12 protein-coding genes are annotated in these 13070 nt (G+C 68.9%); all 12 read left to right on the top strand.

Annotated elements, in window-relative coordinates; genetic code table 11:
• Position 1: 1 nt before the first annotated feature.
• Entirely contained in the window at positions 2–550 is a 549-nt protein-coding gene (locus tag V9K99_RS39300; RefSeq protein ID WP_337009640.1) for a dTDP-4-dehydrorhamnose 3,5-epimerase family protein, read from the top strand.
• Positions 547–1863: a glutamate-1-semialdehyde 2,1-aminomutase gene (locus V9K99_RS39295; RefSeq protein WP_337009638.1), complete on the top strand. Its 1317-nt coding sequence runs from the start codon at positions 547–549 to the stop codon at positions 1861–1863. The genes V9K99_RS39300 and V9K99_RS39295 overlap by 4 nt, the downstream gene beginning before the upstream one ends.
• Before the next feature lie 10 nt (positions 1864–1873).
• A complete protein-coding gene (locus tag V9K99_RS39290; RefSeq protein ID WP_337009636.1) occupies positions 1874–2530 on the top strand; it encodes a phosphatase PAP2 family protein in 657 nt (218 codons plus the stop codon).
• The gene (locus tag V9K99_RS39285) at positions 2527–3492 is read left to right on the top strand and encodes a glycosyltransferase family 2 protein (RefSeq protein WP_337009634.1); all 966 of its coding nucleotides are present in this window, start codon (positions 2527–2529) and stop codon (positions 3490–3492) included. Before V9K99_RS39290 ends, V9K99_RS39285 begins: the two co-directional genes overlap by 4 nt.
• A gap of 1 nt (position 3493) precedes the next feature.
• Positions 3494–4732 (top strand): polysaccharide pyruvyl transferase family protein, encoded by a 1239-nt coding sequence (locus V9K99_RS39280; protein WP_337009632.1) that lies wholly within the window; start codon positions 3494–3496, stop codon positions 4730–4732.
• A complete protein-coding gene (locus V9K99_RS39275) occupies positions 4729–6063 on the top strand; it encodes a hypothetical protein (protein ID WP_337009630.1) in 1335 nt (444 codons plus the stop codon). Before V9K99_RS39280 ends, V9K99_RS39275 begins: the two co-directional genes overlap by 4 nt.
• A complete protein-coding gene (locus V9K99_RS39270) occupies positions 6060–7220 on the top strand; it encodes a glycosyltransferase family 4 protein (RefSeq protein ID WP_337009628.1) in 1161 nt (386 codons plus the stop codon). Before V9K99_RS39275 ends, V9K99_RS39270 begins: the two co-directional genes overlap by 4 nt.
• Positions 7221–7471: 251 nt before the next feature.
• A complete protein-coding gene (locus tag V9K99_RS39265) occupies positions 7472–8962 on the top strand; it encodes a sugar transferase (protein ID WP_337009626.1) in 1491 nt (496 codons plus the stop codon).
• Complete coding sequence (locus V9K99_RS39260) at positions 8962–9891, top strand: GDP-L-fucose synthase family protein (RefSeq protein ID WP_337009624.1); 930 nt, start codon at positions 8962–8964, stop codon at positions 9889–9891. The genes V9K99_RS39265 and V9K99_RS39260 overlap by 1 nt, the downstream gene beginning before the upstream one ends.
• Positions 9888–10871 (top strand): GDP-mannose 4,6-dehydratase, encoded by a 984-nt coding sequence (gene gmd / locus V9K99_RS39255; RefSeq protein WP_337009622.1) that lies wholly within the window; start codon positions 9888–9890, stop codon positions 10869–10871. The genes V9K99_RS39260 and gmd overlap by 4 nt, the downstream gene beginning before the upstream one ends.
• Positions 10872–10874: 3 nt before the next feature.
• A complete protein-coding gene (locus V9K99_RS39250) occupies positions 10875–11663 on the top strand; it encodes a WecB/TagA/CpsF family glycosyltransferase (RefSeq protein ID WP_337009621.1) in 789 nt (262 codons plus the stop codon).
• 9 nt (positions 11664–11672) lie between these two features.
• The gene (locus tag V9K99_RS39245) at positions 11673–12944 is read left to right on the top strand and encodes a hypothetical protein (RefSeq protein ID WP_337009619.1); all 1272 of its coding nucleotides are present in this window, start codon (positions 11673–11675) and stop codon (positions 12942–12944) included.
• Positions 12945–13070: the final 126 nt, after the last annotated feature.

Below are 13070 nucleotides of genomic sequence, written 5' to 3'. Positions count from 1 at the left end.
CATGGACGTCGTCGAGGTACCGGGGATCGCGGGAGCGCTGTTGTTCCGCCCGACCCCGCACGCCGACGAGCGCGGGTTCTTCTCCCGGACCTTCGACCGCGAGGTGGTGAAGGCGGCCGGGCTCGACCCGGACGCCTTCGTGCAGGACAGCATCTCGCGGTCGCGGCAGGGTGTCGTCCGCGGCATGCACGTCCGGTCCGGGGCGGGCGAGGCTAAGCTGGTGCGTTGCTCGTACGGCGCGGTCTTCGACGTCGTCGTCGATCTGCGGCCCGACTCGCCGACGTACCGGAACCGTGAGTTCTTCGACCTCACCGGGGAGAACCAGGTGACGGTCTACGTACCGGCCGGCTGCGCGCACGGGTTCCAGGCGCTGACCGAGCCGGCCGACGTGTCGTACCGGATCGACCGGGCGCACGACCCCTCCGAGGACGTCTCGATCGCGTACGACGATCCGGACCTCGACATCCCGTGGCCGCTGCCGGTCAGCCTGATGTCCGACCGGGACAAGGCGGCACCATCACTGGCCCTGGCCACCGCGAGGCTCTCATGACCAAGTCGTTCCGTAACTCCGTCGCGGCCAACAAGCGGCTGCACGACCTGATCCCCGGCGGGGCGCACACCTACGCCAAGGGTGAGGACCAGTACCCGGCCGACATGGCCCCGGTGATCGCCCGCGGCGAGGGTGCCCACGTCTGGGATGTCGACGGCAACGAGTACATCGAGTACGGCTCCGGCCTGCGCGCGGTCAGCCTCGGCCATGCGCACCCGAGGGTGCTCGAGGCGGTCCGGCGGGAGATCGACCGGGGCAGCAACTTCGTCCGGCCGAGCATCGTCGAGCTGGAGGCCGCCGAGCGGTTCCTGACCTCGGTGCCGACCGCGGAGATGGTGAAGTTCGCCAAGAACGGCTCTGACGCCACCACCGCGGCGGTGAAGCTGGCGAGGGCCGTCACTGGCCGGCCGCTGGTGGCGATCTGCTCCGACCACGCGTTCTTCTCGATCGACGACTGGTTCATCGCCCGGACGCCGATGTCCGCGGGCATCCCGGACGAGATCGGCGACCTGACAGTGGCCTTCCCGTACGGCGATCTGGCCGCGACCGAGGAGATGCTGTGCCGCTACAACGGTGAGGTCGCCTGCCTCATCCTCGAGGCGGCAACGCAGCACGACCCGCCGGAGGGCTACCTGGAAGGCCTGCGCGACCTGGCCCACCGGTACGGCGCACTGCTGATCTTCGACGAGATGATCACGGGCTTCCGCTGGTCGGCAGCCGGCGCCCAGGGCCTGTACGGCGTGACGCCCGACCTCTCCACGTTCGGCAAGGCATTGGGCAACGGTTTCGCGGTGTCGGCACTGGCCGGCCGGCGCGACCTGATGGAACTCGGCGGCCTGCGGGACACCCGGGAGCGCGTGTTCCTGTTGTCCACCACGCACGGCGCCGAGACGCACGCACTCGCCGCGGCCATCGCGGTGATGGACGTCTACGCGGAAGAAGGCATCACCGACCGGCTGAACCGGTTGGGTGACCGGTTGGCCGCGGGCGTCCGGGAGGTCGCCGCGGCGGCCGGCGTCGACGAGCACGTCGTCGTCCGGGGCCGGGCCAGCAACCTCGTGTTCGCCACGCTCGACGAGAACTTCGCCCCGTCGCAGCCCTACCGCACGCTCTTCCTCCGAGAGCTGATCCTCGGCGGTGTCATCGGCCCGTCCTTCGTGGTGAGCAGTGCCCTGACCGAGACCGACATCGACCGCACGGTCGAGGTGGTCGCCCAGGCCTGCACTGTCTACCGGAAGGCACTCGACGCCCAGGACGTGACGGCGTTCCTGCCCGGTCGCCCGGTGCAGCCCGTCTTCCGCAAGTACGCCTGAGAGGGAGCCTGTGCTGTTCAGGAGGTTCACGTGGGCACATCTGCTGGCAGTGGTCAGCACGGTGGCCTTCTTGGTGCTCGCCGTTCTCGTCACGGACGACACCACCGCTCGGATGGACTCCGAACTCCGCCAGGTGTTCCGTCCCAACGATGTCTGGGGCATTTGGCAACTGATCTTCGGCAACGTGGTCGACGGCCTGATGCCGCCGGTCGCACTAGCCCTGCTCGGGGCGGCCGGCCTGTACGCCGCGATCCGGCGGCGCCGGTGGCGTCCGCTCTGGTTCGTCGCGGTGCTCGGCGCGATCGCCGTACTGCTCACCGTGGTGTCCAAAGCGGTCATCCAGCGCCCTGACCCGCATGGCGACACCAGCTCGCTGGGCGGTGCTTTTCCGTCCGGGCACATGGTCGTCCTGCTGATCTCGCTCGGCGGCGCTCTGCTGGTGCTCAGCGAGCACCCGCCGGTCTGGGCCTGGCTCCTGGTCGTGCTGACCGAGCTGACCATGGGCCTGTCGCTGCTGCTGTTGTCGATGCACTGGTTCACCGACGTGGTCAGCGGCGGGTTGCTGGCCGTGCCGGTCGTCGTCCTGGCGAGCTCTCCATACTTCCTCGGCCCGGTGCACCGGACCGGCCGACCTACGGCAGTCGATTCAGTTGGGAGTCCGACATGACCACTCACCCAAGACTCAGCATCGGGCTGCCGGTCTACAACGGCGAGGAGTACCTGGCGCAGTCGCTGGACGCGGTCCTCGGCCAGACTTACACCGACTTCGAGCTGATCCTGTCCAGCAACGCGTCCACCGACGGCACCGACGACATCTGCCGCGAGTACGCGAAGCAGGACCCGCGGATCACGTTCTACCGGCAGGAGCGGAACATCGGTGCGGCGCCGCACCACGACTTCGTCTTCCGCAAGAGTCACGGCGAGCTGTTCAAGTGGGCCTCCGGCGACGACCTCTGGGCGCGCGACCTGGTGGCCCGCTGCATCGCCTTGCTGGACGAGAATCCGGACGCGATCCTGGCGCACACGTGGACCGCCGCGATCGACGGCGAGGACAACGTCATCCAGGCCCTGGAGTACCCGCTCGCGACCGACGCGCCGGATGCCTCCGAGCGACTCCGCAGCATGCTCTTCGACGGCGATCTGCCCGGCGCGATCCGGGCCGACGACTTCTACGGCGTGATGCGCGCGGACGTGCTGCGCCGGGTGAAGCCGCACGACAGCTTCTACCACGCGGACCAGGTGTTCATGGCCGAGCTCGTGCTGCACGGCAGGTTCCTGGAGGTGCCGGACTGGCTGTACTTCCGCCGCCACCACGACGGCCGCGCGCTGCAGGCCAACCCGACCATCAGCAGCTGGTCGCGGAACCTCGACCCACGGCGGTCCAACAAGCTGATCCACCCGCCCGCGCGGCTCGTCGCCGAATACATCTGGGGCTACTTCGCCGCCGTACGTCGGGCTCCGCTGTCGGCGGCCGAGCGGCGCGCGTGCAACCGCCAGATCCGCAGCTGGCTGGCGAGCCGGATCACCCGGCGTCTCCCCGGCCGCTCCGGCCCATCGCCCATCGAGGACTTCGGCGCCGTCGACGCCTTGTCGGTGCGCGCTGTGGTCGCCGGCCAGGAAGGGAGTTGAGGTGGCGGATCACCCGCCGCGGGTCGGCCTGTTCGGGCGGCTCGGTTCCGGCAACATCGGCAACGACGCGACCCTCGAGGCCGTGCTCGCCTACCTGAAGGCGGAGCGGCCTGAGGCGGTGCTGGACAGCCTGTGTTCCGGACCCGAGCGAGTGACCGAGCGCTACGGTCTGCCGGCCGCCCAGCTGAACTGGCTGCACGGACCGCGGCAACCGGCGCGGTCGCGCCTGCTGAACGTCGGCCTGACGGCCGCGCGGATCGGCCTCGGCGTGCTGATCGACACCTGGCGGATCCCTGCCTGGGTACGACGCCACGACGTGGTGATCGTGCCCGGAATGGGCGTGCTGGAGTCGAGCCTGCCGCAGCGGCCCTGGGAGCTGCCGTACTCGCAGTTCCTGATGTCGTTGGCGGGCCGGGTGTTCGGCACGAAGGTCGCGTTCGTCGGTGCGGGCGCGACGGTCGTCCGGCAACGGCTGACCGGCTGGTTGCTGGCGAAGTCGGCGAAGCTGGCCTACTACCGATCCTTCCGCGACGAGGCGTCCCTGGAGGCGGCCCGCGAGATGGGCATGGCCGGTGCCAACGACCACGTCTATCCCGACCTCGTCTTCGCGCTGCCGTCCCCACCCGGTACGCCGCGAGCGACCGGGGCCGTGGGCGTCGGCGTGATGGCGTACTCCGGTGCGCCGGACGACCGGGCCCGAGCCGAAGAGATCCAGGCCGAGTACACGGACAAGATGAGCCTGTTCGTCCGCCGGCTGCTCGATGACGGCCATCGGGTCCGGCTGCTGATCGGTGACGAGGATGACGAACCGGTTGCCCTCGAGGTCCTCGCGGACGCGCGGGCGCACTGGTCCGGGCCGGGCGAGGCACCGGTGGTGTACGAATCGTTCTCGTCCGTCGACGAACTGATGCAGCAACTCAGCACGGTCGAGTCGGTGATCGGCACGCGGTACCACACCGTGCAGGTGGCGCTGAAGCTCGGCAAGCCCACGGTCGCGATCTGCTACGGCCAAAAGCATGTCGCCCTGATGGAGCTGATGGGTGTCGGCGACCGGATCCAGCAGATCCAGGAACTCGACGTGGACCTGCTCGAGCAGCAGTTCGCCGCCCTCTGGACCGACCGCGACGAGATCACTCAGACGTTGGCCGAGAGGAACCAGGTGAATCGGGACCGGCTCCACGAGCAGTTCGCCGAGCTGACCGCCGTACTGTTCGAGGCCCACCCGGCGAGAACCCGATGACCGGCCGGCACGCTGCACTGGGGGCCCAGCACGCCGGACCGAGGCCGCACCACGCTGCGGGGATCCGGCGGCAGATCGCTCGCCGGCTGAGCTGGGGAATCGCCGACCAGGCGGTGTCGAGCCTGGGGAACTTCCTGCTCGGTGTGTTCGTGGCCAGGTTGCTCGGCGCCACCAGCCTTGGCGCGCTCGGACTGGCTTTCGTTGCCTATGCGATCGCGTTGAACTGTTCGCGGGCGCTGGCCACCGACGCGGTGATGGTTCGCTTCAGTGCCGCCGGCAAGGAGAGCTGGCGGAGTGCGGTGGCGGCCGCGACCGGTGTCGCGCTGCTGGTCGGCGCGGTCGGCGGTGCCCTCTGTGTGGCGGCCGGTCTGGTCTGGCAACACCACTCGCCGGGCTCCGACGCGGCCAAGGCGTTCATTGCGCTCGGCATCGTTCTGCCTGGCCTGATGCTGCAGGACAGTTGGCGGTCGGCCTTCTTCGCGGCGGGCGAGGGTGCGAAGACATTCGTCAATGACACCGTGTGGACCGTGTTGCTGATCAGCCTCCTGGCGCTGGGTGCTGCCGCCGACCTTGGTGGTGGCATCACCTTCGCCGTACTGGTGTTCGGCGGAACGGCGACCGTGGCCGGGGTCTTCGGTGCCTGGCAGGCGCGGATCCTGCCGCGACCGGCCCATGCGCTCAGCTGGCTGCACAGCCATCGCGATCTCGGCGTCCGGTTCCTGATCGAGAACGTCGTCCTCGGTGCGGGCGGTCAAATCCGGGCCCTCGTGGTCGCGGCGACCGGCGGTCTGGCGGCCGCGGGTGCGATCCGCGGTGCCGAGATGCTCATCGGTCCGGTGGCCGCGCTGTTGATGGGGGTCGGGCAGGTCGCCGTACCGGAGGCGGCCCGGGCACTCACCCGCGGGCGGCGGCCGCTGGCGCGGCTCTGCCTCGCGCTGAGCGGTGGCCTGGCGCTAATGGGCGTGGCCTGGGGCCTCGTGGTGGTCGTGATCTTCCCGTTCGGACCTGGCGAGCTGGTGCTCGGGACTGTCTGGCCGGATGCGCGCGTGCTCACCTTCGGCGTGATCGTCAGCTACGCGGCGGGCTGCATGCACGTCGGACCGTCCGCGGGTCTGCGTGCTCTCGGCCGGGCCGACCTGACCATGCAGTGCCAGCTCACCGTGACCGGACTGTTCGTCGGACTGGCCGCGGTCGGAGCGATCCTCCTCGACGCGCAGGGCGCTGTCTGGGGCACAGCGATCGCCTCCGTGGTCGGCATCTGGATCTGGTGGAGCCGGCTGCGGAAGGCCCAGCACGAGCACTTCGCTCATCACGAGGAGGCAGTGGCGTGAACGAGGTAGTCATCGCGACGCTGATGAAGCTGCACGGGCCGTCGGGGCTGCAGAGCCATGTCCGGACGTTCGACGAGTACCTGCGGTCGGCGTCCGAGCCGGTCAGCATCGTCAGCCCGTTCTCTGCCCGCTCGCCGTTCGTACTGCCGATGTTCGCCGCCCGGGTCGGCATCCGCCGCGTCAACCGGCCGGCCGGAGTGTGGTGGCACCAGCACTGGCACGCCCACTACCTCGAGCACGCACTGCGCCGGCACCTCGCCGGGCGACCCGACGCCGTCATCTACACCCAGTGCCCGATCTCCACTGCGGTCGCGTTGCGGGTCCGCACCACCCAGCCAGTGGTGATGGTGGCCCACCTGAACATCTCCCAGGCCGACGAGTGGGCCGACAAGGGCGAGATCCCGCGGTACGGCGCTCTGTTCCGGTCGATCCGGTCGTTCGAGGAGAGCGTGCTCAGCGAGCTCGACGGGATCGTCTACGTCTCCGGGTTCAACAAGACCGAGCTGGAGGAGCGGATCCCGGCATTGCGAGACGTGCCGAATGCCGTCGTACCCAACCCGGTGCCTGAGAGTGGGGCTGTGGGGGAGCGGCCGGAGCCGGTCGCGGATCTGATCACCGTCGGCGGGCTGGAACCGCGGAAGAACCACAACTATCTGCTGAGGGTCCTCGGCGCCGTCGCTGATCGCGGTCACCGCTACACGCTCTCGATCGTGGGCGACGGGCCTGAGCGCCAGTCGCTGAAAGCACTTGCTGCCGAGTTGAGCATCACGAACCAGGTCCGCTTCCTCGGGTACCAGCCGGAGCCACGGCCGTTGATGCGGGAGCACCGGGTCTACTGCCACACCTCGACGATGGAGAGCTTCGGCATCGTGCTGGTCGAGGCGATGGCCGAAGGCCTGCCCGTGATCACCGGGGCCGTCGGTGGAGTGCCCGACGTGGTGCAGCCCGGGACTGAGGGACTCTTCTGGACGCTGGATGACGTCGAGGCCGCGGCCGGGGTGCTGATCGAGCTGATGGAAGACCCGGAGCGGCAGGCCCGGATGGCGGTCGCCGCACGGGCCCGGTTCGAGCACGATTTCGCCGCCGACGTGGTCGGCCGGCGGCTGCTGAGCTTCCTCCGGCAGACCGGGATCCGGACCGAGAAGTCGCTGGTCTGACCAGTCGGTCACCGGCCTGTGCAAGTTCTCCACAAGGTATTCGGGTCGTCGCTCGCCGCGACCCTGCCCGCGTAGTAATCTGCGATGTCTTGTCGCCGACGCGCGGGTGAACTCTGGGGATTGTGGGGCAGGCATGATTTTGCCGTCACCTTGCGTGGCGATCACCGTTTGACAGTAGAGACAGGAAGACTGCAGACTGCGCCGGACACGCACCGTGTCCAGGTTGTCGCAGCGCGAGACGAGAGGTCGGAGTGAGCGGAGCAGAGGCGCCTGACGCGGTCGATGGCCGCCGGCCGCTCTGGGTGGTGCCGCACGAGGTGCCCGCGATCGTTCCGCTGCCGTCGCGGTCGACCGAGCCGCACTGGGTCGGCGTCTACCGCTGGGCCGCCGTCGGTGGCGACCTGCTGGCCGCGATGCTCGGTGTCTCGATCGCTCTCCTGACCCGGTTCGGCTACCACGTCGGTAGCAGCTATCTGCTCGTCAGCAGTGTGCTTCCGCTGGCCTGGGTGGGTGCGGTCGCCCTCTCGAAGGGGTACGACACCCGCTACTTCGGCGCCGGTCCGGACGAGTTCCGGTCGCTGCTGCGCTCCGGTGTCGGTCTCACGGCCGCCGTCGCGATGGCGTCGTACGTGACCAAGACCGAGATCGCTCGCGGCTTCGTCGTACTGGCGATTCCGGTGATGGTGGGATCGGCGCTGGTGCTGCGTTATGCGCTCCGAAAGGACTTGCATCGGCATCGGGTCCGAGGTCGCTGTATGCACAGGGTTCTCGTGGTCGGGCGTAGTGGCCCGGCCGCGACCTTGTGTGAGCACCTCGAGAGCCGGCCGACGGACGGGTTCCGGGTGGTGGCGACCTGCCGGCCGCGCGGCGACGGTCACTCGACCGGGCCGATCCAGCCGGAGGAGCTGGACGAGCCGGACATCCTGGCCGCCGCCGACCGGCACGCGGTGGAAGTGGTTGCCATCGCCACCGATCCCGAGCTGGCCGGGCAGTCGCTGCGCCGGTTGTCCTGGGCGCTGGAGCAGCGCGGTATCGAGCTGATCGTGTCGCCGGGCATCATCGAGGTCGCCGGCCCGCGGATCTCCGTCCGCCCGGTGGCCGGCCTGTCCCTGCTGCACCTGGAGCGGCCGTCGGTCAGCGGCGGGCCGCACCTGATGAAGGCCGTCTTCGACCGGGTCGTCGCGCTCGGTCTCATCACCCTGCTGTCGCCGCTGCTGATCGGCCTGGCCATCGCCGTCCGGCTGTCCAGCCCCGGGCCGGTGCTCTTCCGGCAGCAACGGGTCGGGCGCGCGGGTGCCGAGTTCACCATGCTGAAGTTCCGCAGCATGTACGCCGACGCCGAGCAGCGGCTCGGTGATCTGTACGCGCTGAGCGACGGCAATGGCGTCATCTTCAAGATGCGCGACGACCCGCGGATGACCCCGCTCGGCCGGTGGATCCGCCGCTTCTCGCTCGACGAGCTGCCGCAGCTGTTCAACGTGCTGCGCGGTGACATGTCCCTGGTCGGCCCGCGTCCGCCGCTGTCGGAAGAGGTCGCCCTGTACGCCGCGGACGACTCCCGGCGGATGCTGGTCAAGCCCGGGATCACCGGCCTGTGGCAGGTGAGCGGCCGCAGCGACCTGTCCTGGGACGAGTCGGTCCGGCTGGACCTGCGGTACGTCGACAACTGGTCGATGACGCTGGACCTTTTGATCCTCTGGAAGACCGTGCGCGCGGTGATCTACGGTGCGGGAGCGTACTGATGGACCTTCATGCACCCGTCTACGTGGCCGGCCATCGTGGCCTGGTCGGTTCGGCGATCTGGCGTCGGCTCGAGGCGGCCGGTTACCAGCACCTGATCGGTGCGTCGTCGTCCGAGCTGGACCTTCGGGACCGCGCGTCGACGTTCGCGTTCCTGCGCGAGCACCGGCCGGCCGTGGTGATCGATGCGGCGGCCCGAGTCGGCGGCATCCTGGCGAACCGGGACCATCCGACCGAGTTCCTCAGCGACAACCTGCGCATCCAGGTGAACCTGATGGATGCCGCGCTGGAGGTCCGCACGCCGCGGCTGCTGTTCCTGGGGTCGTCCTGCATCTACCCGAAGTACGCCGAGCAGCCGATCCGCGAGTCGAGTCTGCTGACCGGTGAGCTGGAGCCGACCAACGACGCGTACGCGATCGCCAAGATCGCCGGCATCATGCAGGTCCAGGCGGTCCGGCGGCAGTACGGGCTGCGGTGGATCTCGGCGATGCCGACGAACCTGTACGGTCCGAACGACAATTTCGATGCCACGAGCTCCCACGTGCTGCCGGCGTTGATCCGCCGGTTCCACGAAGCTCGCCGTACCGGGGCTTCTGACGTTGTGCTGTGGGGGAGCGGTACGCCGCGGCGCGAGTTCCTGCACGTGGACGATCTGGCCGACGCGTGCCTGCACTTGCTGGACCACTACGACGCGCCGGAGCCGATCAACGTCGGTGTCGGGGCGGACGTGACGATCCGTGAGCTGGCCGAGCTGGTCGCTCGCGTCGTCGGCTATACCGGTGCCATCAGCAACGATTTGTCCAAGCCGGACGGGACCCCGCGCAAGCTGCTCGACGTGAGCCGGTTGAACGCGCTGGGGTGGAAGCCGTCGGTGTCCCTCGAAGACGGTGTCGCCGCCACGTACGCCTGGTACCTGGAGCATGTCTCATGAAGAAGGCGTTCGTCACCGGGATCACCGGCCAGGACGGTTCGTACCTGGCCGAGTTGCTGCTGGCCAAGGGATACGAGGTGCACGGCCTGATCCGCCGTGCGTCGACGTTCAACACCCGCCGGATCGATCATCTGTACGAGGGTCCGCAGGCTGAGGACAAGCGGTTGTTCCTGCATTACGGGGACCTGACCGATGGGTCGCGGCTGGTGACGTTGCTGGCGTCGATCCAGCCGGCTGAGGTGTATCACCTGGCAGCGCAATCGCATGTGCGGGTCAGCTTTGATGAACCGGAGTACACCGGTGACACGACCGGGATGGGTACGACGCGGTTGCTCGAGGCGATCCGGATGATCGGGCTGGACTGCCGGTTCTACCAGGCGTCGTCGTCGGAGATGTTCGGTGCGACACCGCCGCCGCAGAACGAAGAGACCCCGTTCTATCCGCGGTCGCCGTACGGCGCGGCGAAGCTCTATGGGTATTGGATGACGCGGAATTACCGCGAGGCGTACGACATGTTCGCGGTGAACGGGATCTTGTTCAACCACGAGAGTCCGCGGCGTGGTGAGACGTTCGTGACGCGCAAGGTCACCCGTGCGGTGGCCCGGATCAAGCTCGGCCTGGACCAGCGGCTGTATCTGGGGAATCTGGATGCCTGCCGGGACTGGGGTTATGCGCCGGAGTACGTCGAGGGGATGTGGCGGATGCTGCAGCACGACACCCCGTCGGACTACGTGATCGCGACCGGGACGTCGTACTCGGTGAAGGATTTCGTCGCGCTGGCCTTCGACCACGTCGGGCTGGACTGGGAGGAGTACGTCGATTACGACCAGCGGTACGAGCGTCCGACCGAGGTGGACTCGCTGATCGGGGACGCGTCCAAAGCCAATACCGAGCTCGGCTGGAAGGCCCAGGTTCACGTGCCCGAGCTGGTCCGGATCATGGTCGACGCGGATCTGGCCGCGCTGACCCCAGAAGACTGACGGATGACCGACATGCAGGTGGAGACGACCCGCGGGACCAGCACGGCCGACCGGGTCGATGTGCTGGGCATCCATGTCAGCGTGACCGACCTGGACGACACGGTCGAGACGTTCGTGCGCTGGATCGACCGCGGCGAGCGGCACCTGGTCTGCGTGACCGACATGAACTCGCTGCTGCACGCTCGCGCCGACGAGAAGCTCACCGAGGTCTTCAACACCTCCGGTCTGACCGTGCCCGACGGCATGCCGTTGGTGTGGGCTGGGAAGCGGGCCGGGTTCGACCGGATGGGCCGGGTCGCCGGGCCGGACCTGCTCGAGCGTGTCATGGCCGAGGCGGCTGAGCGTGGCTGGACGCAGTACTTCTACGGCGGGGCCGAGACGGTCGCCGAGGAGCTGCGCGACACCTTCCAGGAACGCCACCCCGCGTTGAAGGTCAACGGTGTCGAATGCCCGCCGTACCGCCCGCTGACCGAGGCCGAGGACGCCGAGGTGGTGGCGCGGATGAACGCGTCCAAGGCGGACATCATCTGGATCGGCCTCGGCGCTCCGAAGCAGGAGCGCTGGATGGCCGAGCACCGCGACCGGCTGGACGCCGCGATCCTGATCGGTGTCGGCGCCGCGTTCGACTTCCACACCGGGCGCCTGGACCGGGCCCCGCTGTGGATGCAGCGGTCCGGGCTGGAGTGGAGCTACCGGCTCTACAAGGAGCCCCGGCGGCTGTGGCGCCGGTACGTGCTGGGAATCCCGCGCTTCCTGTTCGGCATCCTCCGCAATCCGCCGAGGCCCGTCTAGAGTGCTGCGGTGAAGTTCCCCCGGCGGCCGAAGCTCCGGCGACTGGCCGGACCGGCCGGCCGGGCGGGCTGGGGGATGGCCGACCAGGCCCTGTCCAGTCTGAGCAACCTCGCTGTCGGCGTGGTCGTCGCGCGCTCCAGTACGGTCGCTGACTTCGGTGTCTACGCCCTCGCCTTCGGCGGCTACACGATCGCCCTCAACGTCTCCCGGGCCGTCTCCACCGAGCCACTGGCTGTCCGGTACTCGGGTGAGCGCAGTCCGGCGTGGCAACGAGCAGTTCGCGCCAGTACGGCGACCGCACTGCTGATGGGCTTCGTCGGGCTACTGATCGGCCTCGCGATCGCGGCCGTACCGGGGGTGCCGTCGAGGGGTGTGCTGATCGCGTTCGCGGTGACGATGCCCGGGTTGCTGCTGCAGGACGCTTGGCGGTGGGCGTTCTTCGTCGTTGGTGAAGGACATCGAGCGTTCGTCAACGACCTGATCTGGCTGGTCGCCATGCTCGCGATCTTCGGCGGGCTCTATCTCACCGGGGCGGCGTCCGCGTTCACGCTGACGCTCGGATGGGGACTCGGCGCGGTGATCGCTGCCGTGGCCGGGCGGTTCCAGGCGGGGGTGTCACCACGGCGGCAGTTGATCCGCGAGTGGGTGCGGACGCATTGGGATCTGACCCCGAAGTACATGGGGGAGATGCTCGCGGTGTCGGGCACGATCCAGGTGTACATGCTTGGCATCACGGCCGCCGCTGGTCTGGCCGCGACCGCGGGTATCCGGGGTGCGCAGGTCCTGCTCGGCCCGGTCAACGTACTCAACCAGGGCATCCGGATGATCTCCGTCCCGGAAGCGGCGCGGGCGCTGCGGCATTCGTATCGCAGGCTGTGGCTGGTCGGTCTGGCGATCTCGCTTGGAGTGGGAGCGGGTGCGCTGGCGTGGGGAGCGGTCTTCCTGCTGCTGCCCGAGGTCGTCGGGGAGCAACTCCTCGGCCCGGGCGTATGGGCGCAGGCCAGCACCGTCATGGTCCCGGTCATCCTGCTCCAGGCCTTCGGCGCCTCCAACGCCGGCGCCTTCGCCATCATGCGAGCCCTAGCCGCCGCCACCCGCGGCCTCCGCGTCCGCCTGATCTCCTCAGTCATCCTCATCGTCTGCGGCGTAGGCGGCGCCTACCTGTCCGGCCCTGAAGGCGCCGCTTGGGGCCTCGCCGCCGCCTCCTTCACCACGTTGTTGCTCTGGTGGCACGAGGCCCACCGAGCCATCGCCGCCCACCGCCGTACGACTGCCCCCTGATCTCGTGCGTGAGGTTCTGCCGGTGGTTTGGGAGCGGGTTGGTTTTGGGGGGGAGACGGGTCGTGGTTTCGCGGTCTCCGCTGCGTGATGGTGCTAGTCGGGGCGGTGTGCGTCAAGGGCGCCTTC

Source organism: Kribbella sp. CCNWLW201 (assembly GCF_037203805.1).
GTDB lineage: Bacteria > Actinomycetota > Actinomycetes > Propionibacteriales > Kribbellaceae > Kribbella.
This window is presented reverse-complemented; position numbering and strand designations above follow the sequence as displayed.

Excerpts from the sequence above, each read along its gene's own strand:
- V9K99_RS39300 (WP_337009640.1), top strand. The coding sequence starts at position 2 with ATGGACGTCGTCGAGGTACCGGGGATCGCGGGAGCGCTGTTGTTCCGC.
- V9K99_RS39260 (WP_337009624.1), top strand. The coding sequence starts at position 8,962 with ATGGACCTTCATGCACCCGTCTACGTGGCCGGCCATCGTGGCCTGGTC.
- V9K99_RS39285 (WP_337009634.1), top strand. The coding sequence starts at position 2,527 with ATGACCACTCACCCAAGACTCAGCATCGGGCTGCCGGTCTACAACGGC.
- gmd (WP_337009622.1), top strand. The coding sequence starts at position 9,888 with ATGAAGAAGGCGTTCGTCACCGGGATCACCGGCCAGGACGGTTCGTAC.
- V9K99_RS39295 (WP_337009638.1), top strand. The coding sequence starts at position 547 with ATGACCAAGTCGTTCCGTAACTCCGTCGCGGCCAACAAGCGGCTGCAC.
- V9K99_RS39275 (WP_337009630.1), top strand. The coding sequence starts at position 4,729 with ATGACCGGCCGGCACGCTGCACTGGGGGCCCAGCACGCCGGACCGAGG.
- V9K99_RS39250 (WP_337009621.1), top strand. The coding sequence starts at position 10,875 with ATGACCGACATGCAGGTGGAGACGACCCGCGGGACCAGCACGGCCGAC.